At 60.2% G+C, this 23531-nt stretch carries 17 protein-coding genes; 9 read left to right on the forward strand and 8 right to left on the reverse strand.

Going from position 1 to position 23531, the window contains the following annotated elements:
* Positions 1 to 142: 142 nt before the first annotated feature.
* Together BGE01nite_RS11350 and BGE01nite_RS11355 are read right to left on the reverse strand one after the other, a co-directional pair.
* Positions 143 to 1594: a Gfo/Idh/MocA family protein gene (locus BGE01nite_RS11350; protein ID WP_146850571.1), complete on the reverse strand. Its 1452-nt coding sequence runs from the start codon at positions 1592 to 1594 to the stop codon at positions 143 to 145.
* Positions 1595 to 1739: 145 nt separating this feature from the next.
* Positions 1740 to 2525: an NIPSNAP family protein gene (locus tag BGE01nite_RS11355; protein ID WP_146850572.1), complete on the reverse strand. Its 786-nt coding sequence runs from the start codon at positions 2523 to 2525 to the stop codon at positions 1740 to 1742.
* Positions 2526 to 2660: 135 nt separating this feature from the next.
* On the opposite strand from BGE01nite_RS11355, the gene BGE01nite_RS11360 reads away from it, so the two are divergent.
* From BGE01nite_RS11360 to BGE01nite_RS11370, 3 genes are all read left to right on the forward strand, one after another.
* A complete protein-coding gene (locus BGE01nite_RS11360) occupies positions 2661 to 4037 on the forward strand; it encodes an O-antigen ligase family protein (RefSeq protein WP_146850573.1) in 1377 nt (458 codons plus the stop codon).
* A gap of 87 nt (positions 4038 to 4124) precedes the next feature.
* Entirely contained in the window at positions 4125 to 5912 is a 1788-nt protein-coding gene (locus BGE01nite_RS11365; protein WP_146850574.1) for a SulP family inorganic anion transporter, read from the forward strand.
* 20 nt (positions 5913 to 5932) lie between these two features.
* Complete coding sequence (locus BGE01nite_RS11370; RefSeq protein ID WP_146850575.1) at positions 5933 to 6637, forward strand: hypothetical protein; 705 nt, start codon at positions 5933 to 5935, stop codon at positions 6635 to 6637.
* A gap of 146 nt (positions 6638 to 6783) precedes the next feature.
* Here the strand turns inward: BGE01nite_RS11370 and dxs are convergent, their stop codons facing one another.
* Together dxs and xseB are read right to left on the reverse strand one after the other, a co-directional pair.
* Positions 6784 to 8685, reverse strand: a complete 1902-nt coding sequence (dxs, locus tag BGE01nite_RS11375; protein WP_246145706.1) for a 1-deoxy-D-xylulose-5-phosphate synthase — start codon at positions 8683 to 8685, stop codon at positions 6784 to 6786.
* Positions 8682 to 9041 carry an exodeoxyribonuclease VII small subunit gene (gene xseB / locus BGE01nite_RS11380; RefSeq protein ID WP_146850576.1) on the reverse strand — a complete coding sequence of 120 codons (360 nt, stop codon included), beginning with the start codon at positions 9039 to 9041 and terminating at the stop codon, positions 8682 to 8684. The genes dxs and xseB overlap by 4 nt, the downstream gene beginning before the upstream one ends.
* A 155-nt stretch (positions 9042 to 9196) precedes the next feature.
* On the opposite strand from xseB, the gene BGE01nite_RS11385 reads away from it, so the two are divergent.
* The 4 genes from BGE01nite_RS11385 (at position 9197) to BGE01nite_RS11400 (ending at position 13157) form a co-directional block, all read left to right on the forward strand.
* The gene (locus tag BGE01nite_RS11385; RefSeq protein WP_146850577.1) at positions 9197 to 10018 is read left to right on the forward strand and encodes a tRNA threonylcarbamoyladenosine dehydratase; all 822 of its coding nucleotides are present in this window, start codon (positions 9197 to 9199) and stop codon (positions 10016 to 10018) included.
* Positions 10019 to 10083: 65 nt separating this feature from the next.
* Complete coding sequence (locus tag BGE01nite_RS11390; RefSeq protein ID WP_146850578.1) at positions 10084 to 12117, forward strand: penicillin-binding transpeptidase domain-containing protein; 2034 nt, start codon at positions 10084 to 10086, stop codon at positions 12115 to 12117.
* An 89-nt stretch (positions 12118 to 12206) separates the two neighbouring features.
* A complete protein-coding gene (locus tag BGE01nite_RS11395) occupies positions 12207 to 12638 on the forward strand; it encodes a DUF6941 family protein (protein WP_146850579.1) in 432 nt (143 codons plus the stop codon).
* A gap of 36 nt (positions 12639 to 12674) precedes the next feature.
* A complete protein-coding gene (locus tag BGE01nite_RS11400; RefSeq protein WP_146850580.1) occupies positions 12675 to 13157 on the forward strand; it encodes a hypothetical protein in 483 nt (160 codons plus the stop codon).
* Positions 13158 to 13164: 7 nt separating this feature from the next.
* Here the strand turns inward: BGE01nite_RS11400 and BGE01nite_RS11405 are convergent, their stop codons facing one another.
* Genes BGE01nite_RS11405 through BGE01nite_RS11420 form a run of 4 tightly spaced genes read right to left on the reverse strand, consistent with a single transcriptional unit; the run spans position 13165 to position 19478 of the window.
* A complete protein-coding gene (locus tag BGE01nite_RS11405) occupies positions 13165 to 14436 on the reverse strand; it encodes an amidohydrolase family protein (RefSeq protein WP_146850581.1) in 1272 nt (423 codons plus the stop codon).
* Positions 14424 to 17285, reverse strand: a complete 2862-nt coding sequence (locus tag BGE01nite_RS11410) for an amidohydrolase family protein (protein ID WP_146850582.1) — start codon at positions 17283 to 17285, stop codon at positions 14424 to 14426. The genes BGE01nite_RS11405 and BGE01nite_RS11410 overlap by 13 nt, the downstream gene beginning before the upstream one ends.
* A gap of 44 nt (positions 17286 to 17329) precedes the next feature.
* A complete protein-coding gene (locus BGE01nite_RS11415; RefSeq protein ID WP_146850583.1) occupies positions 17330 to 18922 on the reverse strand; it encodes a LamG-like jellyroll fold domain-containing protein in 1593 nt (530 codons plus the stop codon).
* A complete protein-coding gene (locus BGE01nite_RS11420) occupies positions 18912 to 19478 on the reverse strand; it encodes a sigma-70 family RNA polymerase sigma factor (protein ID WP_146850584.1) in 567 nt (188 codons plus the stop codon). The genes BGE01nite_RS11415 and BGE01nite_RS11420 overlap by 11 nt, the downstream gene beginning before the upstream one ends.
* Positions 19479 to 19610: 132 nt before the next feature.
* On the opposite strand from BGE01nite_RS11420, the gene BGE01nite_RS11425 reads away from it, so the two are divergent.
* Together BGE01nite_RS11425 and BGE01nite_RS29570 are read left to right on the forward strand one after the other, a co-directional pair.
* Positions 19611 to 21410 (forward strand): endo-1,4-beta-xylanase, encoded by a 1800-nt coding sequence (locus BGE01nite_RS11425; RefSeq protein WP_170266731.1) that lies wholly within the window; start codon positions 19611 to 19613, stop codon positions 21408 to 21410.
* A 194-nt stretch (positions 21411 to 21604) separates the two neighbouring features.
* Positions 21605 to 23531, forward strand: a 1927-nt coding sequence (locus BGE01nite_RS29570; protein WP_146850586.1) for a PSD1 and planctomycete cytochrome C domain-containing protein, incomplete at its 3' end; no start/stop codon positions are given.

Raw genomic sequence — 23531 nt, forward strand, 5'->3', positions numbered from 1 at the left:
CGCCCGGATGAAAAGTGAAGATTACGCCCATGGCGAAGTCATTGGGGTCATGACCTACTTCCTGAAACTCCCCAAATAAAAACCCCAGACCGCTTTCGCGATCTGGGGTGATGTGATTCTGGGGCTTTGACTCCTCAACAAATCAGGGCTTCCAGCCTTCGCGGTAGGCGGGGCGGGAGACGTACTTGTTCGGGGCTTCAGCGTTGGAGACCTTCATGCCTTGCTTGTCCCACTGCACGCTCTGCTGGGCGCGGACAGCGAGGTTGCCGAGGAGCACGAATTCGGTCAGCGGGCAGCTGTAGTCGAAGTTTGAGCTTGGCAGGCCGCCGTTGACGACGTGGTGAGCCCACTCGCCCTGCGGATTGTTCGGCATCACGGAGCGGGTTTCGGTCTTCTTGATCTTGCCAGCCTTCGTGTCGATACGCACCTGGGTGTAGCGCTCTTCATTGTAGATGACCGGGCTGCCGCAATAAGCCTCGCCTTCGAAGACGGTGCCTTCGGTGCCGATGAACATCATGCCGCTGGAGGCCTTCTCGAAAGCCTTCTTGGCGAGCTCGCTCGTCATGTGCGGGGAGATCTCTGGCTTGTTCGGCTTGCCGTCCTTGGAGCCGTCGTTCCAAGAAACCTTCAGCGCGCCGTGCTTGCCGGCAGGCATGTGGTACACCAGGTCGCTCCAGACCGGGGCGCAGGTGTCGGAGATCGGGCTGGAGGTGGCGTCGATCTTCTCAGGGATGATCTGGCCGAGGATGGAGAAGGTGGCGTCCATGATGTGGCAGCCCATGTCGCCCAGGGCGCCAGAGCCGAACTGCCACCAACCACGCCAGTTGAAGGGGTGCACGCTGTTGCCGCGCTTGCCGTTCACACCGGCGGGGATTTCAAACTCAAAGTAAGGCTCGCTGGCCTCGCTGGAGAGCCAGAGGTCCCAGTCCAGCTCGGCTGGGCACTCAGCGGCCTTCTTCACCAGGGGGCCCTGGGGCCAGATCGGACGGTTGGTCCAGAGGCGGATCTCCTTCAGTGTGCCGATGGCACCCTGCTCGATCCACTCCTTGGCCAGGCGCTGGCCTTCCATGGTGCGGCCCTGGTTACCCATCTGGGTGGTCAGTTTCGCTTCCTTGGCAGCGCGATGAAGGTCACGCACTTCGGCGATGTAGTTACAGAGGGGCTTCTGCACGCACACGTGCTTGCCGTGCTTGATGGCATGCATCGCTGCCACGTAGTGGGTATGGTCTGGAGTGGAGACGATGACGCCGTCGATCTCGTTGGCCATCTCGTCGAACATCTTGCGGAAGTCCTGATAGAGCTTCGGAGCGTTTGGAGCTTCCTTGCCAGAGTCCAAGTGGTGCTTCTCACGCTTCTTGGCAGCTTCGTCGAGGCGCTTCTTGTCCACGTCCACGAGGGCGACGATGGTGTGGTCAAGGGTCACGCCCTGAGTGTCAGACTGGCCCTTGCCGTTGGCACCGATGACAGCGAGGCGGAGCTTCTTGCCTGCCGCATTCTGCCCCTTCAAAAGGAGATTCGGACCGGCGAAAGTTCCGGCGGCGAGGCCTGCCGTACGGCCCAGGAAATGACGGCGAGAGATGATGTTAAGACCCATGGGGGTGCGTTGGTTCGTTGGTTGTGGTTTTTTTGTGGGGGTCGAGTCAAACGCGGCGCCTGCCTCGAAATTACGGCGGGATGCTAGGTGGTGAATGAAAACTGGCAAGAGTAGAGAACACGAGCCACCTTCATTCTCCGAAGGCTCAGCGGATGGGGGAGAAGTCCACAGGGCGCATGTAGATGCTCTTCACGCCGTCAGGCTGGACGGTCAGAGAACCGTCTTTTTCGGACTCAGCCTTGGCGGCGACCCACTCTGGATCCGCGCGGAAGGCGGTGAAGGAGGCCTTGCCCGCTTCCTGGCTGGCGTGGGAGAGAATGTAAATCAGCTTCGTGCCGGCACCTTTGTCAGCATCCACCGGCGTCCAGTAGGCGACGTGGCTTATGCCATGCTTGGTGAAGAGACCGATGGTGTGATTCTTGAAGCGGGAGTGCAGAGCGTCCAGCTTGCCCGCCGGGGTCGTGTACACGCGGAGTTCAAAAGTGCGCTCCTTGTCTCCCGCGCTGATTTTGACAGGCGGGGAGTATTCAGTGGTGTCCATGAAGACGGAGTCAGGAGCCTTGGCCAGGATCTTCCCACCCTCCTCGCTGGCCTTGCGGGCCGCCTGCCACTCAGGATCGGCACCAAAAGCTTTCCAGTTCTCCTTCGCCGCCTCACGGCTGGCATGGGAAACCACATAAATGAGGGTGTTGTCTGCCCCGTCTGCCTTCTCCAGCGGCACCCAGTAGCCGATGTTCGTGATGCCGTGCTTCTCAAACAGCTTGCAGGTATGATCGCGGAAACGCTTCAGCAGGGCATCCAGTTTGCCCTCATTGGTCACATAGGTGCGCAGTTCATAGATTTTACCATCTCCAGCCTGGGCTGAGGCTGGCAGCAGGCTCAGGGCAAAGGTGGAAAGGGCGGCAAGGCAAAGGGTGCGGCGTTTGTTCATGAAAAGTGGAGGCTGGTGGCTTGGCGGGCAGATCTTCACGTCCGGCCCCTGATAGGTATTTCAGGGAATCTCGCCTGATAAAGAGGTTCATGACAAGTCCGCCAAGGTGTGTATTTTCAACGTCTCCCCAAACTCATGTCCGAACGTCCCCCTCCCTCAGCCGCCAGCATGACGTGGCGATTGAGTGAAGCCGCACCGCTGGTGCCGGCAGCTGATGTGATCCTGCGCCAGCGGCTCGCGGCGCTGAGCTCCATCGGCTTCGTGCTGGGCTTCTACTGCATGCATAACCAATGGGTGCAGGTGGGCTGGGTAGGCCTGATGACCCTGGCTTGGTTCTGGGAAGGCGGCTTCCAGGACTTCATCGACAGCCTGCGCCTGGACCGCTGGCTCGTCGGCGTGGCCGCCCTGTTTTTGGTGATGCTGGCCCGCTCCTCGATGCTCGACTCTCCAGGGATCACGGTGAAGGCTTTCTGGCAGGGCTGGTTCGGCACGGGATTACTCATGCTGGTGCTGATGACGCTTTGGAGCGTGGCGCGCCAGCCGCGTGCCCCGATCTGGTTAGGCGTGCCGCTGGTAGGAGTGGCAGCTCTCGCCGCCGCAGGAAGCATGCTGGTGTTTTATGTCCTGGATCCGAAAGCCTTGTTTGGCCAGCGGCTGCAAAATTGGTTCATCTATGGCGGCTGGAATACCGTCTGCACCGGCATGACCTTTGGTTTCGCAGCCGTCTGGGCCTCCTGGAACTGGCATCATTCCAGCGAACGCCGGGAGCGCCTGCTCTACCTCCTGGCCGCCGTGGCGCTCATGTTTGCCACCTGCTTGACCATGAGCCGCGGAGCTTTGCTGGCTCTCGGAGTCGCCCATGGTGCATGGCTGCTGGCGCGAGGCTGGCGCAGGGTTCTCAAGCCACTGTTCCTCATGCTCGGCTGCGTGTTTGTCTTCCAGGCCAGCGCCCCGGTCATCGCCCACATCGGTGCGAGCGAGCTTTCGGATCGCATGGGAGTTTCTGCATCCGAACTCACTCCTGAAATGGTGGCAGACGGCCTGGTGGCAGCCAACCCCGCGGCACGCATGCTTGAGCGGTCGGACAACGGACGGATCATCATTTACAGTGCCGGCATCCAGAGCCTCACGACCTGGCAGGACTGGCTGCTTGGGAAAGGGCTGTGGGCTGACAATGACTGCTGGTCCTGCTCTCTTCCCTGGTATCCGGAGCACCTGCACAGCATCTTCATGAATGCGCTGGTGCGCGGCGGAGTGCCTGGCCTTGCAGGTCTGCTGGTCTTGATCGGGTGGGGACTCCAGCGGGCATGGCGTCTGGCCCGTGAAGGTGAAGGTCTCTGGCTTGTGCTGGCCGCTTTTGGCATCACCGGACTGCTCTTTGATGGGGACAGCGCCTTCTCCATGCTGACCCTTCCTCGGTTCGAGGCGCTCATCCTGTGGGTTCCGCTGGTCATCGCTTCTGCCAGACATGTTGCGGCCAATGACTTTGCCAAGACCCGGTTCGAGCGTTAGCTTTCCACTGTGTCAGGCCACCAGTCCACGTCCCTCCGACAACTCATTCACTCCCTGTTTTGGCAGGGCAGGACTTGGCTGCGGGAAATGCTGGCCAGCAACACGCTGGATCCCCTGCCCTTCCGTCGCTGGCTGAAAGGCTACGGACCGCGCCGGCTGAAGGCAGACGCCCGGGCCGCCGCCTCCGTGACTTTGCTCGACCTTCCGCAAGGCATGGCCTATGCGGCCATCGCGGGGCTGCCGCTACAGTTTGGCACCATGTGCAGCGCCATCGCGGCCATCACAGGCTCTCTCTTCAGCAGTTCACGCTACACTGTCCTGGGCCCCACGAACTCGACGGCCTTCATGATCTTCTCCTACTTCGCGGCGAATCCAGACATGGACCGTATCGCGATGATGCCCCTGCTGGTCTTCATGGTGGGCACTCTGCTGCTCTTTGGAGCCTTTCTGCGGGTGGCGGAGCTGGTCCAGTACATCAGCCGCACAGTGGTGGTGGCCTATGTCACTGGCGCGTCCCTGCTCATCATCACAAACCAGCTCGCCAACCTCCTGGGCATCGTGATGACGACAACTCTGGAAGATGGCAGCACTCTTCATAGGCGCACCTTGCCGGGAATCCTGATTCATCTGACCACACATCTCCGGGAGGCGCATTGGCAGAGCCTGGCCATCGCCGCAGGCACGGCGCTGATCTACGTGATCGTCCGCCGGCTCCGGCCTGCCTGGCCTGCGCTGGCACTCAGCCTCATCCTGGCCTCGGCGATCGCCGCGGGATTGAGCGGGTTTGGAATCGCCATCGACACGTACGCGAATGCCCGCTTCGGCATTCTCGATCTCCTGCCGCCCTTTCCAGATTTCGTCTCGCCGCGCTTCTTCTCGGACTTTAGTCACATGTTTGGTTTGGCCATCGCCGTGGCCTTCCTCGCCACGCTGGAAAGCTCCTCGATGGCCAAGACGCTCGCCAGTGTCAGCGGCCAGCGGGTGGATGGAAACCAGGACATGTTCAGCCTCGGCATGGCCAATCTGAGCTGCGCGTATCTCAGCGGCATGCCTTGCTCAGGCTCGCTCACGCGCAGCGCGCTCAATTTCCAAAGCGGTGCGCGCACTCCTGTCGCGGCCATGCTCAACGGCATCTTCTGCCTGATCGGCGCGCTGACCCTGGGCCACCTTGTCGGCTACATCCCGCGTGCCTCCCTGGCCGTGCTCATCATCTGCGTGGCCATCTCGCTGATCAATCAACGCAACATCCGCATCTGTCTCAGCGCCACGGGATCCGATGCGCTGGTGTTTTTGGTAACCCTCGCGGCCACGCTGCTGGTGCCGCTGCATGTGGCCATCTTCACGGGTGTGGGCGTTTCGGTGATGCTTTATCTGCGGAAGGCCAGCCAGCCAGTGCTGGTGGAGTATGAGTTCAACCAGGAAGGCAATCTGGCCGAGGCAGCCCAGCATGGAAAGCGGCAGAACCCGGCCGTCTCCATCATCCATGCGGAGGGCGAGCTCTTCTTCGGCTCGGCGGACCTCTTCCGCACCCAGATCCAGCGCACCTGCGCGGATCCGAACCTGCGCATCATCATCCTGCGCCTCAAGAATGCCCGCCATCTGGATGCCACCTGCGTCATTGCCATCGAGGAACTGGTGCGTCTTCTCCGGAAGGACGGAAGGGAACTCCTCATCAGTGGCGTGATGAAGGACGTGTACCGCGTGCTGCGTGACTCAGGCCTCATCGACACCATCGGCAAGGACAACATCTTCCCGGCCAGCCCGAGCAACCCAAACCTCGCCACGCGCAATGCGCTGAAGCGTGCCCAGCAGATCCTCGGCACCACGGAGGCGGACGTGAAGATCTTCTTTGATCCCACCAAGAAGCCCGCATGATCTCCAGGTCTTCATCTCCCATGGGAGTTCTTCACCTTCTGGTTTTTCTCGGACTCGCGGCGGGTGCAGTTTGGGGGCAGGCGCTGCCCCCCGCGCCTGCAGACGGCATTTATGACGACACGCGCGCCCTGAGTGAGGACTCACATCAGCAGCTGGCCAGGGAGGTCGCCACCTTCCGCACGAGCAATGGCATCGATGCCTGGTTTGCCGCCACTACCTACATCCGTGAAGGCCAGAACATGCGCAGCGAGGCACGCCTGATGCGCCAGGCCTGGAGCGGCGACCGCCCCGCTGTGCTGCTTCTCTATGATCGCTCCAAAAAGCAGGAGATGGTCACCTTCGCCCCCATCCTCTGGAGCGTGCTGCCCACCGCGGAGCTGTTTCGTGTACGCGAGGCCGTCCATGACAAGATGGCGGACGACACCAAACCGCCCGAGCAGAACCTGCGCGAGTCGATGCTCGATCTCATGCACAAGATCAACGCCCTCCAGATCAAGGAGAAGCGGACTAACGAACTATTTACTCAAGGCTACCAGCGCATGCTGTGCTGGTTTGGCATCGCGCTCGGCGCGGGAGCCGTGGCAGCGGGCATCGCCGGTGTCTTCGCGCGCCGCCGGGATCTCAGCGCCGCACGCGTCTGCTTCATGCCAGCCATCCAGGTGCCGCCACGTCTCGGCGCCGCACATGGAGGCGGCACGTGCGTGGCGTGGTCTGACAAAAGCTAAGATTTCTGAGGGCCAACGTGCCCGCTCAATACAAGCCTGGGCCAACGGCCCAAGAGTGGTCGGCGCATTCTTTTCCTGGGGCTCATCACCCCAGGCTGGTATAGGTCGCGCCTTTGGCGCTACGGAGAAGGTCCTCGACGAGTGGCTCAACCCAGCTTCGCGAGCACCTTCTCGACGGTGTTTTCCACCGTGAGACCGTGCTTCTTGCGCAGACCGCCGACGCTGCCGTGCTCGACGAACTCGTCAGGCCAGCCAATGCGGACCACGGGGGTCTTGACGCCAGCATCGTTAAGATGCTCGATGACACCACAACCAAAGCCGTTCATCAAAACGTGGTCTTCCAGCGTGCAGACGACCTTCACTTTTTTGGCGATGGAGTCGATCAGCGCACCATCCAGAGGTTTGATCCAGCGCGGGTTGATCAGGGCCACAGAAAGGCCCTTCTCTTCCAGCACCTTCTTCGCCTGCTGGGCGATCGGGACCATCTCACCGAGACCGATCAGCGCCACATCACTGCCATCAGCGATGAGTTCACCCTTGCCGATCTCGAGCAACTGCGGCTTCTGCTTCGGCGTGACGCCAGGTCCGTTGCCACGTGGATAGCGGATGGCGATCGGGCCTTTGTCATAGTTCGCCATGGTCCAGAGCATGTCCACAAACTCGTCCTCGTCCTTCGGCTGCATGTGCACCAGCCCGGGGATGCCGCGCAGATAGGAAATGTCAAAGAGACCGTGATGCGTAGGGCCGTCATCTCCGCTGAGACCGCCGCGGTCCATGCAGAGACGCACCGGCAGGTTCTGGATGGCCATGTCATGAATGATCATGTCAATGGCACGCTGCATGAAGGTCGAATAAATGGTTAGGAAAGGACGCAGCCCCTGAACCGCGAGACCGCAGGCGAAAAGCGCCGCGTGCTCCTCGGCAATGCCGACGTCAAAGTAGCGCTCGGGAATCTCCTTCTTGAAAACGATGAGGCCGGTGCCGCCAGGCATGGCGCCGGTGATGGCGACGATGCTCTTGTCCTCCTTCGCGAAGTCCGTGACGCTGCGGCCATAGATCTGCGAGTAGGTGGGCTTGTCAGAGGCGGCTACTTCACCGGTCTCGACATTGTATTTGCCCAGGCCGTGGAACTTCAGCGGATCTTCAAGCGCAGGCTTGTAGCCGCGGCCCTTCTCCGTGAGCACGTGGAGGATGACGGGCTCGTTCTGGTTCTTCAGGAAATCAAAGGTCTGGATCAGCAGCGGCAGGTTGTGACCATCGATCGGGCCGTAATAACGGATGCCGAACTCATCAAACATGGTGCTGCGATTATGCGCACCTTCGCTCTGTGGAAGCAGCAGGCCTTTGGCGGTCTTCTCCACACGCTCGGCGAGCTTGCGCACACCACCGCCGAGCATGAACTCGACGAACTTGGCAGCCTTCTCATGCAGGTTGGCAAAGCCTGGGTTCGTGGCGATGGCGTTGAAGTAACCCGCGATGGCGCCCACGTTCTTGTCGATGCTCCACTCATTGTCATTGAGCACGATGATGAGGCGCTTCGTGTGCGCGGCCACATTGTTCAGGGCCTCAAACACAGGTCCGCAGGTGAAGGCGGCATCACCAGCCACGCAGATGACGTGGTCGTCCGAACCTTTGAGATCGCGTCCCGTCGCCATGCCAAGAGCTGCACCCACGGAGGTGCCCGCATGTCCGGCACCATAGCAGTCGTGCTCGCTCTCGCTGCGGAGGAGGAAACCATTCAGACCATGGAACTGGCGGATGGTATGGATCTTGTCCCAACGACCGGTGATCATCTTGTGGACATACCCCTGGTGCGCCACGTCGAAGACAAACTTGTCCTTCGGTGTGTCGAACACGCGATGCATCGCCAGGGTGAGCTCCACCACACCGAGATTCGGCCCCAGGTGGCCGCCAGTTTCAGCGAGTGTGGCGATGAGTGTCTGACGGATCTGTTCAGCAAGCTCAGGCAGCTTCTCCAGCGGCAGGGCTTTGAGATCGGCAGGACAGGAGATGGGGGGCTGGGAGGTATCCACGTTGGTCGGAGTCAAAAGAGTCGGATTTCATCGTCCTCACCACCAGTCTCAGGCTTCGGTGCAGGAGCAGGGGCGGAGCGGCGGCGGGCAGCAGGAGCGCTGGCGCGGGGCTTGTCTTCGGCAAGGTCTTCCTTGCCCGGGTCAAAGGAGGCTGTCTCGGCTTTGCCGTCGGCCTTGATATTGATGATCTCGATGCGCTGGCGGGCCTGCTCGATGCGCTGGCGGCACACCTGGAGGAGCTTCATGCCTTCCTCGTAGGAGCCGACCATCTCATCCAGAGGCATGCGATCGGACTCCATGCTGCCCACGATCTCTTCCAGGCGCTCCATGGCCTGTTCAAAAGAGATGTCGGAAGGGTTGGCTGCGCTCATGGGTGGTGGGCGAGAAATCGGGCGCGCATTATCAGGAGTGCGGCGGGGGTGGCAAGCGCTAAAACCACGCTAAACCTGACCGCGCAAACAGCAAAGAGCGTCGTATCAAAGAAATCATCGTGCCCGGCTCCCACTTTGAGTCTATCCCAGAACCCATGACAGAGGACTATCTTCAGCGATTCGGAGGCATCGGGCGGCTTTACGGCAGCGCGGCCCTGCCCCGCCTCCACGCCTCCAGAGTGGCCGTGATCGGTGTGGGCGGAGTCGGCTCCTGGGTGGTGGAGGCTCTGGCGCGCAGCGGAGTCGGCTCACTGACCCTGATCGATATGGACGATGTCTGCATCACGAACGTCAACCGCCAGCTCCCTGCCCTGGATGGCATGATCGGCAAGCCCAAGGTCGAGGTCCTGGCCGACCGCGTGCGCCAGATCGCCCCGGAATGCCGCTGCACCGCCGTGACGGAGTTTTTTCTCGAATCCAATGCCGACAGGCTCCTTTCCGCAGGCTTTGACGGCATCGTGGATGCCGTGGACGTCACAGACATCAAGGCGCTGATCATCGCCAAAGCCCGGGCTCTGGGCATCCCCATGATCATTTCCGGCAGCGCCGGAGGACGCAGGGACCCCACGCAGGTCAAGGTGGCCGATCTCGGCTATGCGGGCGGTGACCCGCTGGTCCAGCAGGTGCGCCGCCGGCTTCGGGACGAGCATGGCTTCCCGAAAAGCCCGGCTGGCAAGTCCGTCCACTGGGGCATCCCCTGTGTCTTCTCCACGGAAAAGGCGGTGTATCCCCAGCCTGATGGCACCTGCGCGGCCACCCGGACGGACGCCACGGAGACCGGACTGCGGCTGGACTGCTCCGCAGGTTTCGGGGCGGCGACCTTTGTCACCGGCACCTTCGGTTTCGCCCTGGCGGCGGAAATGCTCCGCCTCCTGACTGGCGGCTCAGAGGCTCCGATGGCCTCTGCTGTGTCTTGACGTCCCCCTGCCCTGCCCACATCTTCCGGGCACTCCCCCTAGGTCATCCTACTTTGTCCACGCCCATGTCTTCTCGCTTTTGGCGAAGCCTCCCCCTCTTCCTCTCCGCAGCCGTGCTCGCCCAGGCGCAGGAGGCTCCGAAAGCACAGCCAGTGAGTGGCGCTGAAAGCGCCCCTGAACTGGATGGCAGCAAAAAGAAAAAGGATCTGGCTGCCACGCTCAGCACACAAAAGGAAGCACGCACCATGCGCCTCAGCATCCCGGCACCGCGAGGAGTCATCGTGGATCGCAACGGCATCGCGATGGCCCAGAACCGTGTGGTCTTTTTCCTGGCGCTGAACTTCCCCTTCATGAGTGATGCCACTCCGGCGAAGATCCTGGCCTTCGCGAAGGATAAGATGGATGCCGCGAACCAAATCCTCGGCAAAAAGTGGAGCCTGCCGGATGACAAGCTGCTGAGCCACTATGAGAACCGCCGCTGGCTGCCGCTGGTCTTCTCCATCGAAGACGGCATCAATGTGGAGCTCTCCAATGAGGATCAGCAGAAGCTGAAGCCGCTGCTGGAGACTGGTGCGCTGCTGCTGCAGCCTGCCTACATCCGCTTTTATCCGAAGGAAGACACCGCCTGCCACATGCTGGGCTGGACCGGCAAGACGCGCCGCCTACCTGAAGGACCGATCATGGATGGTGACCCGCTCTTTGAAGAGATGGAAGGCCGCCAGGGCCTGGAGCTGAGCTTTGATGCCGCGCTCAAAGGCACACCGGGTGAGATCAATCTGCTCTTCGATGCGGATGGACATCTTCTGGCTGATGAAGTGCTGCGCCGCCCGACTCCCGGACGCACCGTGGTGACCACACTGGACTACAATCTCCAGCGCCATGCGGAGAACGCGCTGAAGAAGCATGCGCGCAATGGCGGGGCGATGGTCATCATGGACATCCGCAATGGCCACATCCTGGCCATGGCTTCCAATCCAGGCTTCAATCCGAACGAGTTCGTCTTCGGCATTCGTGAAGCACGCTGGGCCGAGCTAAACCAGGATCTGCGAGCTCCGCTTTTGGGTCGCGCTTTCAGCAGCGAGTATCCGCCAGCCTCCACCTTCAAGCTCGTCACAGCGCTTGGGGCGATGGAAAGCGGCAAGGTCACCCCGCAAACCAGCTACTACTGCGGCACTTCACTGCTCGTCGGTGACCGCTACTTCCACAACCACACGAAGAACGATGAGGGTGAGATGAATGTCATCACCGCCATCAAGCGCTCCTGCAACACGTGGTTCTACCAGGCTGCTCTTGATACTGGCGCGGACCCGATCACCAATATGGCGCTGCGCCTCGGCTTTTCCGAACGTGTCGGCCTGCCGATCAAAGGTGAAGGCAAAGGCTATGTGCCCACCAATGCGGACCACCGGATCCTTGGCGGTGAGATCGCGAACATCTCCATCGGCCAGGGCATGGTGCTCGCGACACCGCTGCAGGTCTGCCAGTGCATGGCGGCCATTGGCGATGGCGTGGTGATGCGCCAGCCTCTGCTGGTGAAGCAGGTTCAGACCATCGGTGAAGTCATCGTCGACGCTTATGAGCCGAAAATCCGCCGTCAGGTGAACCTGAACCCCATCGCCCGCGAAGCGGTGGTGAAGGGCATGGTGGCCGTGGTTTCCGGTGATGGTGGCACGGGCCGTGCCGCTGGCATCAAGCAGGCACAGATCGCCGGCAAGACTGGCACCGCGCAGTGGAAGCCCGCGAAAGAGCAGAACCTCGCCTGGTTCACTGGCTTCCTCCCGGCCAGCCAGCCCGTGCTCGCCTATTCAGTGGTCTATGAAGGTCGTCCGGGTGAGCGGGTCAGCGGTGGCGGCATCGCTGCGCCGATCGTGAATGAAGTCTTCACCAAGTATTATGAAGGCGCGCCTGCGGATGATCCGCTGCTCGCCGCCATGAAGGACATCCCGCAGGCGGTGGCACTGGATGGTGAGGATGAACTGGATGGTGGCGCTTCGAGGCCCTCGACGGAAACCCGCAAGGCCCAGGCTCGCCCAGAGCCGCCGCCACCTGAGAAGAAAACCCTCGGTAATTTCTTCCGGAAGCTTTTCCGTCGCAACTGAGGAGCCCGCGCTCAGCGTTCTACTCTCGGCTGAAGCTTTTTTCCTCTCTCCCGAACTGCCGCAAACACTGCGGATGCTCTCTTTCTCCCATGACCGTTCAAATCGCCACCCTGTGTGACTCGGCCTCTGACTACAATGGCAAGCTGTGCATGCTCGGCGCCTTTGACATGCTCTGCGCGCGGCACTTTCCCGTGACTCACCCCGCCTGCGCGCTCGTCATCCGCATGATGTTCACGCCCGAGGACAATGGCCGTCACAGCTTCACCGTGCGCTGCCTGGACAGCAACGGCAACGAGGTGCTGAAACCACTGCCGCTGGATCCTGCCGTCGACGTTGTTTTTCCAAGCCCCTTCGTGCCGTTTGTGACGAGGAACATCATCCTCAATCTCCAGAACATCCGCTTTGAGCGCCCGGGCTTGATCAGCTGGCAGCTCGAGAAGGATGGAAAGATCGTGACGACCATTCCGCTGCGCGTGACGTTGTTTGATGAGAGCCGTTCTGCCACAGGTCCTGCGGGATAGTTTGCAAGAACGCTTCCGATGAAGCACATTTAAGTTATGCCAGAAGAGAAATCCGCCCCACAAGCCACGTCCACCAGCCGTCCGGAAGGCACGGCCATCCGGCAGCTGTCCGTCTTCCTGCAAAACCGGGTGGGATCCCTGATGGCGCTGACCAAGCTGCTGCATGACAACAGCATCGAGGTGCTCGGCCTCTCCATGCAGGACACCACGGAGATGACGCTCGTCCGCCTGATCCTCAGTGATCCTGAAAGCGCTGGCATGCTCTTCATCGAGCGCGGCATCCCCTACGCGGAGTGCCGTATCGTCGTGGTGGAGCTCAGCGAATCCCGCCATCGTCTCTCAGACTGCCTTTCCAGCCTGCTCGCGGCCGAGCTCAACATCGAGTTCTGCTACTCGCTGCTGGTGCGCCCGAACCAGCTTCCGCTGCTCGCCATCCATTGCGATGACATCGAGATCGCGGCCGACGTGCTGGGCCGTGCCGGATTCCGTGTGATGTGCCAGGGTGATCTCTCGCGCTAAAAAACCCTCACCGTGCTTTCGGCCGGGAGCGATACTTTTCCGCGAGGCGCGTATGACGTGACTCGAGCGACTGCTCGACTCCACTGATCCACAGATACTTCACCTCGCTGCGGATATCCAGAATGTCTCCGGTCGCGACGAAAAGGGAGGCATCCTTGCCCACCTCGATGGAGCCCACCCGGTCCCCTGCCCCATGCAACTGCGCTGGAACCAGGGTGATGGCCGCCAAGGTAGCGTCTGCCGGCAAACCAAAGGCCATCGCTTGTGCTGCGATGTAAGGCAGATTGCGCTGCCCTGAAGCACTGGCGCGATCCAGGCCTTCACTGATGGCCACCTTCACTCCCGCTTTGTGCAGAAGCCCCGGAGCGGCAAACTGCACGTCGTAGGAATCCGTGGCACGGGAAGGCAGGCTGAAGACCTCACTGTAGATCACCGCTACTTTTTGTTCGGCGAGCTCTGCCGCAAACTGCCAGGCATCACGACCGCCGACGATCACCACGCGCACTTTCGGGCGCGACTCGGCCCACTTCAAAGCGGAGCGAATCTCACGCGCTTCCTGCGCATGAATCATGAGAGGCATGTCCCCATTCAAGACTGGCTGCATGGCCTCCCAGGCGGGCACCTTCGGGCTCTTTGGATCACGCTTTGACCAGGCTTCCGCATCTGCAAAGAACTGCTCCACGCTGCGCACCTTTTCACGGCGCTCGCGCGCTTGATCCTCCAGACTCTTCGCGGTTGGCGGAGCATCGGGGGGCGGAATGGTCAGGGTCTGATCCGGCCAGGAGAGATGCATGCCACTGCGCCGCTTCACCAGCATGTCCTCAATCGTCCAACCATGCAGAGCCAGCAGTGATGATGTGCCCGTGATGAACTTGCCCTGCGGCACAGGCGCAAAATGCGTGATGCCATTCGCCCGCGCCACGGGGATCATTTCAGAATCTGGATTCACGGCCAGCCACGACTCCACCTCCGGCGTGAACTCGCCAGTCTCACGATCATCGACGCTGGCTCGCACACCGGCGATCTCCACCAGTCCGAGATCCGTGCTGGCACTGACCAGACCTGGAAAAAGATGCAGGCCTTTGAGATCCATGACGCGGTCAGCCTTTTCATCCAGCTTTGCTGCGACTGCGGCAATCTTGCCATCGCGGATGAGCACGTCTCCGGGCTCAAGGATGCCTTGGGTGACCGTGTGCACGACCGCACCTTTCAGCAGCAGAGAGTCCGCAGATGCCGAGGTGATGAAGGCGATGAGGAGGAAGCAGATTAGTTTTTCCATGACATTTCACGGTCCATGCAGCAGTCCACACACATGTGTCCCTGGCGCTGCTCCAGGGTGCGGAAGAAGAATTTTCCCTTGGCCTTGTCGTCGTCTGACGACGCCTTCGCATCGGAGGCGAGTGTCTTCGCCTTTTCGACGAGGGCGAGGTGCTCGGTCTTGCGGGACTCGGCGCGACGATGCGCGGCATCACGCTCGAAGTACTGTTTCCCATCAATCCAGGTCTGCAGGCACATGCTGGACGTGGAAAGCGGATGCCCACTCCAGATCACAAAGTCCGCATCTTTGCCCGCCTCCAGTGAACCCACCTGTTTATCAATGCGCAGTTGCTTCGCCGGATTGATCGTGACGAACTTTAGTGCTTCTTCCTCGCTGGTGCCGCCATACTTCACGGCCTTGGCAGCTTCCAGATTCAAACGACGCGCATGATCGGAAGAATCTGAATTGAAGGACACCAACACGCCGCGCTCACGCATGATGCTGCCTGCATGTGGAATGGCATCGATGACTTCAAACTTATAGGCCCACCAATCGGAGAAAGCCGAAGCTCCTGCACCATGCTTGGCGATCTCATCCGCCACTTTGTAGCCTTCGAGAATATGCTGGAGCGTGCCGACACGAACTTTAAAACCTTCCATCACGCGCAGAAATGCCAGGATCTCGTCCTGACGATAGCTGTGGCAATGGATGAGCCTCTCGCCGCGAATGATCTCAGCGATGGCTTCTAGCTCGAGATCACGGCGAACTGGCGGCCCACCATTCCTGGCTTTCTCAAGCGCTGCCATGTAGTGCTGCGCTGCCGTGAAGCGGTTCGTGTGAAAGGCTGGCACACCCATGCGTGACTGAGGGAAGCGACTCTTGAAGGCATCCCCCCAGTTCGCCTGCTTCACGTTCTCGCCGAGAGCGAATTTGATGCCTTCGATGGCACCGGCAAACTTCAAGCCCTCGGGTGATTCGCCCTCACGCAGCTTGATCACACAATTCTGGCCGCCAATAGGATTCGCGCTGCCATGCAATTGGTTCGCGGTGGTCAGACCTCCGGCAAGCTGCTGATGAATGGTTTCAGCTTCGGAGTTGATCACATCCGCCACGCGTACCATGGCGGTTGATGGCAGAGTTCCCTCATTCACGCCGCCCATGATCATGCTGTGGCTGTGACAGTCGATCAGCCCCGGAGTGACGTGAATGCCTGGAAGATCAATGACATGCGCATCCGCTGGAGCCTCCTGGTTGGGACCCACCACCTTCACTTTTCCCTCTGTGATAAGCAGGCTCGCGCTCTCGATCTTCCCTTGAGGCCCGCAGGTCCAGATCGTGGCGCTCTTGATGAAGACTGATTTCGGAGTCAGCAATGGTCCGCGATCTTTCTGCGCTTCAGAGGCCGTGAGTTGATGGCGCAGCTTGAGCTTGGGTTTGTCCTTCTCATCCTTTTTCTCCTTGTCGTCCTCCTCATCCTTCTTGGCGGGCTTCTTGTCATCACGCATCGGCGCCAGGAACTGACGACCGTCGATCCACACTTGGTTCACTCGGGACTCTTCATCGAAGGCTCGTCCCTTTTCAAAGATCGTCAGATGCGCCAGCTTGCCTTTCTCGATGGTGCCGAGTTGCTCAGCAACTCCGCAGATTTTCGCAGGTGATGTCGTCAGCGCCGCAATGGCATCGTTCTCGCTCAAGCCGCGGGCGATGGCTAATCGTATGTTAGGCCGGAATGAGGCCCTCTTGCCGAGGCCATGCGTGGTCAAGGCAATCTCACGACCTTCACGGCGTAACAGTGATGCATTCCCTGGCGCGTGATCCCAGACGCGAAGCTGATCCAAGGGCGTGGCGGCCCAGTCCTCATCTTCAGGAAGCTTCGGCACTTCTGGATAGTCCACGGGCACGATGAAAGGCGCTTCGGCTTCTCTCACCAGATCGGGCCGGCGCCACTCCTGACCGGTGGCCAGGATGACCGGCTGCAGACCGAACTCCCTCGCAATGCGTATGGAGCGATCGACCATGAGCGCGCTCGCAGGTTCGAAGAGCACCGGCATGGCTTTCTTGGTCACGGGCAGCAGCACATCCAGCGAGGTCTTGAAAGGCGGACGCTGACGATCGTTGGGATGCTGCGCAAAATGCGCATGGTCCGTCGCCTGGAACTGAGTATCGAGCAAGGTCTGACGAATCACGGAAACCACACCCATGAGGGAACCTGGATAGGCTTCAGGCTTGGAATCATCGCCAGACTTCGGTGTGTCGATGGCGATGTGCTGGAAGGTCTCTGGCTTGATGATGGCCACATCTGGATCACTGGAGTTCAAGGCCACAAAGGTGCTGATGCCACGAATGACACCGGCGCTGGGCACGATGTTCGCGGCGGTAAAACCTTCCGTGCGCAGGGCATCCAGCGCTTTCTTCTCAGGGGCATACTCGCGTGCCATGCGGTGCTCAGGTGTGACCACGGATTTGGTGCCGGGCTCACCAGCCGCGGAGGTAGTGCCGAGAAAGCCGCTGCCCGCACCAGCAGTGAGATCCAGCGCATCAATGGGAGGGCCTTCATCGCCTTCGACCTTGCGCGCGGTGGACTTGGCGAAGGAGACATGCGCATCGATGAAGCCTGCATAGATGGTCATGCCAGCCATGTCATGCACACGCGCGTCCGCAGGCGCCTGCACATCGGCTCCCACGGCCTCAATGCGGCCATCCCGAAGCACGATGGTGGCTTTCTCCAGTTCCTTGCCTGGACTGGTGACGACACGCGCGCCCACCAGCGCATGCACGGAAGACTCCAGGGGGCGATGCCCCGGCGGGCGCAGGATGTCCTGAGCCAGCACTGAGGTTCCAAGAGTGACCAGCACCAAAAAGAGTCTCATTCCGCCAGCCTGAAGGATGAGCGCAGGCTTGGCAAGATGGTATCTCAGCGCCTGCCCGCGTGCTCCGCGATCTCCTTTTCCGTCATGAGGCGATCGTAGATGGCCACCTCGGCCATGCGCCCTGAGAAGGGGCGGCGGAGTTTGTCCAGGGCCTGCTCAGGGCGATACTCCAGGCAACCAAGCTGGAGAATGCAATCACCTCCCTTTGGTTTGGCATCCGTGATCGCTGGACCGATGGCGCGGCCATCGAGATAGATCTGCATCCGTCCCTCATTCTGCTGCGCTACGACGTGGTGCCACTGATAGGGCAAGGCCGCGGCTTTGGGAGAGAAGAGGTTCATACCATCGCGATGACCGGGCGGCCAGCGCAGCAAGTATCTCAGAATGCCCGCGCCTGCGGCCTCACCGGGGCGCTTTCCGTTCACCTCAACCAGCGCGATGTGCGGACGCATGTCATCTGTGGTGGTCAAAGCGGCGAGCGACATCTGCTGCATCGTGTCAGCCATGAACCAGAACTCCACGGCATGAGCTGCGGAAGGCATCTGCCAGGGTTTCTCCAAATGCAGCACTCCTGGCTGGGCCTGGCCGAGAAAGCGCGCGCTGCTACGGCCGTACGAATCGGCATCAATGCTGGCTCCACCGACCATCAATAAAGAGGGAGCGCTCGCGATCTCGTTCGGGATCATCGAGGTCTCATGCCGGTTCATGCGCCAGTAATGCACGGGCTTGGCGGCAAGGATGCGCTGGGAGTAGTCCGATGGCAGCTTCAGCTCAGGAGCCTGAGGTTGGATCGTGTCGAGAAAGTCTGATCGATCGATTGTGCGAATTTCACCGGTGGTGGATTGGAAGCCCGCCTTCTCATTTACATTCAATAGAGCCGTGCGCATGCCCTCCTGGCCGGGAATCTGCACGGAGAGCTCCGCCTGACCTTCAAACACAGCCACGTCCGTCTGCCCCTGACGCGAAACCGAGATGCCCAGCTCTGTGCCAAGATCTGTCACGGCACCGCGCGGAGTTTCCACACAGAATCCCTCCGCCCCTTTCGGCACTTGTGTGCGCAGCTTCCCCTCACGGCAGATCACGCGGCTCAGACTGAGCAGCTGGAGATCTGCTGGACCTTCGATGTCCACGATCACACCATGCGTGAAGAGCAGGCGCGCCTGGCCCCGATCGACCTTCACGGGCCCCGCACCGACAGCGCGACTGGCGTTCTCTGCCGAGCCAGAGACCAGCACCGCCAACGTCTCACCCGAGGTAATGGGGGTATCTCCACGCCGAACTAAAAGCATTGTCGAAAGCATGACCACAGCCACCGCTGCTGCCGTGGCAGCCCAGCGCCACCAGGCATTCACGAAACGAAGCGGCTCACGGCGTACGGTCTTCATTAGGGAGTCCTCAAACCCGCCGTCCATGACTTTGAACTGGCTCTCCATGAGCCCGATCTCCTCATGCAAGGCCAGCCAGCGCGGATCAGGGGCTTGAGCCACTTTGGTGAGTGAAAGAGTCCACACCTCTTCCGCAAGCTCGCGCCGGAAGTCTGCATCCGTTTTGAGCCTCTCAAGCAACGCATCGCTGCGGCCTGCGGGCAGTTCGCCGCCCTGCCAGGCGATGAGGGCATCTTGGAGATCAGTGTTCATCAGCGAGTTCGCGGGTGATGCATTCGCGCAGCATGCCGAGCGCGCGGTATTGCAGTTGATAAACGGCACCAGTCGTTGTCTTCAATTCCTCGGCCAGTGCCGGTGCCTTGCTGCCGTCTAGCAATGAACGCACGACATGACGGATGCGGTCTGGGAGCTTGGTGATGCAGGAGAGCATGGCTTGAAGCTGCTCGGACTTCGTTTCAGCGGCAGCGCCTTCCAGCTCACCTTGAAGCAGGTTCGAAGCTTCACGGCGAAAGGTCTCCAAATTCACCACACGGCGGTTCGTCTGCTCGAAGAATCGTAACAGTTTGTTGCGGGCGATGCCACGCAGCCAGGCACCAAAGTCCTCGCCACGGCGAAAGGTATTCAGATTGCGATAAGCAGCGATAAAGGTCTCCTGGGCGAGATCATCCGCATCATCCAGATGAAAAAGCTGGCTGCCCAGGTAGGTCCGCAGCCCTGGCCCGTAGGCCCGCACGATCACCAGAAACGCGTCCGACTGCCCGCGCAGGACGTGATCGAGGGTGGCATGGAGCTGGTCGGATTCGAGCATTCGCACTCCAGTTTCGCCCTCACGGGCAGTTCTCACAGAAAAAATCACAGAATCTTGGTGAGATTTCAGAACCCGGCCGAAACTGATTCACTTTCAGTCAGGAAAACTCAGGTCCACCAACCGCCCCACTTCATGAAGCTCACCTCACTGGTTCTCGGCATCCTCATGGCCGCCATCGCGCTCACAGGCCAATCCGCTGACCTCACCGAGGCGGTGAAGTTACCCGCCGGTGGACGCGATCTGCTGGCGCCGGATGCTGGACAACCACTTCTGCCGAAGGAGCCTGGTCAGGCGACATCTGAGAAGATGACCGTCAGCGATGCACCATGGACTTCCTTCTGGCGTTTTGAAATCCTCAAGCGCCCTGCCAACACCTGGAGCGTGCAATTGACCGCGAAGATCGGAGAGGCCATCGCCAAGGGAGACAAGTGCCTGCTGCTGCTCTATGTGCGGGCGACCGAGGGCAAGGCCTCAGGCTCCGCGAATGTGGAGGTGGCTCGTCCACCGGAGTATCCGAAGTTAGGCAGCACGCAGTTTCGTGTCGGCACGAAGTGGGAGCCGGTGCTCCTGCCCTTCACCGCTAGTCAGGAGGGGCCACAGGGCTTGAGTGCCATCGCCATTCATCTGGGCGGTGAGGTGCAAAAGGTGGAGATCGGTGGACTACGGCTGCTGAACTACGGGCAGGACTTCCCTGCGGAGAAACTGCCCCAACCTCGCTTCACCTATGAAGGACGTGAGCCAGATGCGCCGTGGCGCAAGGCGGCCCAGGCGCGTATCGAAAAGCATCGCAAAGGCGACTTTGAAATCGCTGTGGTAGATGCGGAAGGAAAGCCGGTGACGGATGCGGAGGTGCGCGTCATGCTCAAACGGCATGCCTTTGGTTTTGGTTCGGCGGTCACGGCGAAGATGCTCAATGACACCTCGCCAGATGGAGATCGCTACCGCGCCATCGTGGAGGAGTGTTTCAGCCGCGTGGTGTTTGAGAACGATCTGAAGCCCGGCCCCTGGGAGGCGTCCAAAGATCCGAACACGACGGGTGCGTATCGAAAAGTGTGGCTCGACAAGTCCCTGCAATGGCTGACCGAGCGCAAGATCCAGACACGTGGCCACTACCTGTGCTGGGCACCCTTTGAACCATGGTCCGAGAAGCTGAAGGACAACCCGCAGGCCATCCGCGAGAAGGTGCTGACCTACATGCGCGAGATCACCCCTGCCATAGGTGATCAGGTGTGCGAGTGGGATGCGCTGAATCATCCCGCAGGCTGGGAGGCTGGCAACTGCATCGACACTATCCTGGGAGGTGAGTTCTATGCGGAGGTCTTCCGCGAGGCTCGGAAGCTGACCAAGTTGCCGCTGTGGATCAATGAAGACCAAGTCTTCCGTCCAGGCCGCCAGCAGGAAGAGTATTTCCAGATCATCGAGAAGCTCATCGCCTCAGGCATCAAGCCAGATGGCATCGGCAATCAGGCGCATTTTCATAGCAGCTTCCTGCCATCGCCTCAGGAGATGCTGGCGAACTCGGATCGCTTCGCCGCGTTGGTGCCAGCCCTACAGATCACCGAGTTTGATGTAAACACGAACGGCGATGAAAAGCTGGCTGCAGACTATACACGCGACCTGCTCATCACCACCTTCAGCCATCCGGCGTATACTGGCTTTGTGATGTGGGGCTTCTGGGAAGGTGCTCACTGGAAGCCTGAGACAGCCCTTTGGCGGAAGGACTGGAGTGAGAAGCCTGCCGCGAAGGTCTGGCGTGATCTGGTGTTAGGCCAGTGGCACACGGAAGAGCGTTTGCAGACCGATGCGAAGGGAGTGGCGAAGCTGCGCGGATTCTATGGGCAGTATGAGGTGCAGGTGAAGGGGCAGAAGCTTTCGGCGGATCTGAGCAAGGCGGGGCAAGGTCCGGTGAAAATCGTGGTCAAAGGGCCCTAACGGGTCATCTGAGCCTGCTGCCCCTCTTTCGTCCCTTCCGGGACTTTGGCTCACAAGATGGTGGTGCGCCTTCATTCTCACGGCTGAAGCCGTGAGCTATTTCCTTTCGCCTCTCCGAGGCTTCGGACGGCTCATCCCAAGATAGTTTAGATTTTTTGTGAGATTTGAGCTCGAGTCCGAAATGAGGGGAAAGCATGTTTCTTCGTTCGCTTGTCCTCAGCCTCCTTTCCCTGCCCGCTTTGGTTGCGGCGGTGGAGCCCGTGTCGTTTAACCGGGATATCCGACCGATCATGTCGGACACGTGTTTTCACTGTCATGGGTTTGATCCGAAGTCTCGGGAAGCAGGGCTGAGACTGGATGTGCGGGAGGATGCGATCAAGGAGACGTCAGAAGGAACCATCGGCATTGTTCCGGGAGATCCGGACAAGAGCGCGATCATCCAGCGGTTGTTCGATGATGAAGATCCGATGCCGCCAAAGAAGTCTCACAAGACGCTGACAGCGGAGCAGAAGGAGCTGTTCCGACGCTGGGTGGCGGAGGGAGCGGTGTATGAGAAGCATTGGGCGTTTGTGCCGCCCAAAACTCCTGATTCCGGATTCCTCAATCCTGATTCAAATCCGATCGATCAGTTTATTCAGCAGCGGCTGGCAAAGGAGGGATTAAAGCCATCTCCACGCGCAGATGCAGCCACGTTGATCCGGCGAGTATCACTGGATCTTACGGGGTTGCCACCATCATCGGAAGATCTGGCGATGGCATCTGGAGAGCTGACAAGCCAACAGTATGACAAGATCGTGAGCGGCCTGTTGGGCAGCAAACACTACGGTGAACGCTGGGGGCGGTGGTGGCTGGACCAGGCGAGGTATGCGGATTCGAATGGTTACTCCATCGATGCGCCGAGGCAGATGTGGAAGTATCGGGACTGGGTGATCGAGGCGCTGAACAAGGACATGCCGTTTGACAGGTTCACGATCGAGCAACTAGCGGGCGACTTGCTGCCAAAGGCCACGGAGAGCCAGAAGATCGCCACGGGGTTTCACCGCAACACGCAGATCAATGAAGAGGGTGGCATCGACAAGGAGCAGTTCCGCATCGAGAGCGTGTTTGATCGTGTGGCGACGACGGGGACGGTGTGGCTCGGCCTGACGATCGGTTGTGCGCAGTGCCATGATCACAAGTTTGATCCCATCGAGCACAAGGAATACTACCAGTTCTTTGCCTTCCTGAACAGCCAGGAGGAACCGGTGATGAAGGTCACAGACCCCAAGGTGGATGTGGTGGGACTGAAGGCGCAGTTCAAAGAACTGAACTCCCGGCTGCAAACCCTGGTGACGGCGCGCCATGGCGAGCTGGATGAGTGGGAGAAGGGGATGAAGGCTGACTACCGTCGCAAGCTTTCGTCCAACATCCGGAAGATTCTGGCCAAATCGGCTAACAAACGATCACTTGCCGATGATCTCGATCTCTTCGCCCTCATTGCGGAGCCGGGTGATGAACTGCTGGTCTTGATTGATCGCCGGAAGGAACTGGACAACAAGCTGAACAAAGGCCCCACGACGCTGGTGATGCAGGAGCTGGCCAAGCCCAGGAAGACGAACATCTTTATCAAAGGTGATTTCACCCGACCAGATGCGGAGGTGACGCCGGGTACACCCAAAGTGCTGCACGCGCTACCGGTCGCGAAGGGGCGCCAGCCGAACCGTCTGGATCTGGCGAAGTGGATCATGAGCCCGGAGAATCCACTGACAGCACGCGTGATCGTGAATCGCGTGTGGCAGCAGTACTTCGGGCGCGGGATTGTGGAGACGGATAATGACTTTGGATCGCAAGGCACACCGCCGAGCCATCCGGAACTGCTCGACTGGCTGGCGATGGAGTTTGTGAAGCAGAAGTGGAGCCTGAAGGCGCTGCATCGGATCATCGTGACCTCGCAGACCTACCAGCAGAGCAGCGCGAACCGGCCTGATCTACGGGAGAAAGATCCGCAGAACTATCTGTTGGGCCGGCAGACAAGGCTGCGGCTGGATGCGGAGATCGTGCGGGATGTGTGCCTTTCCAGCAGCGGGCTGCTTTCCGAGAAGATCGGCGGGCCGTCGGTGTTCCCGCCGATTCCAGACGGTG

The organism is Prosthecobacter gellanilyticus, from assembly GCF_007992435.1.
In the GTDB taxonomy this organism is placed as follows: Bacteria; Verrucomicrobiota; Verrucomicrobiia; order Verrucomicrobiales; family Verrucomicrobiaceae; genus Prosthecobacter; species Prosthecobacter gellanilyticus.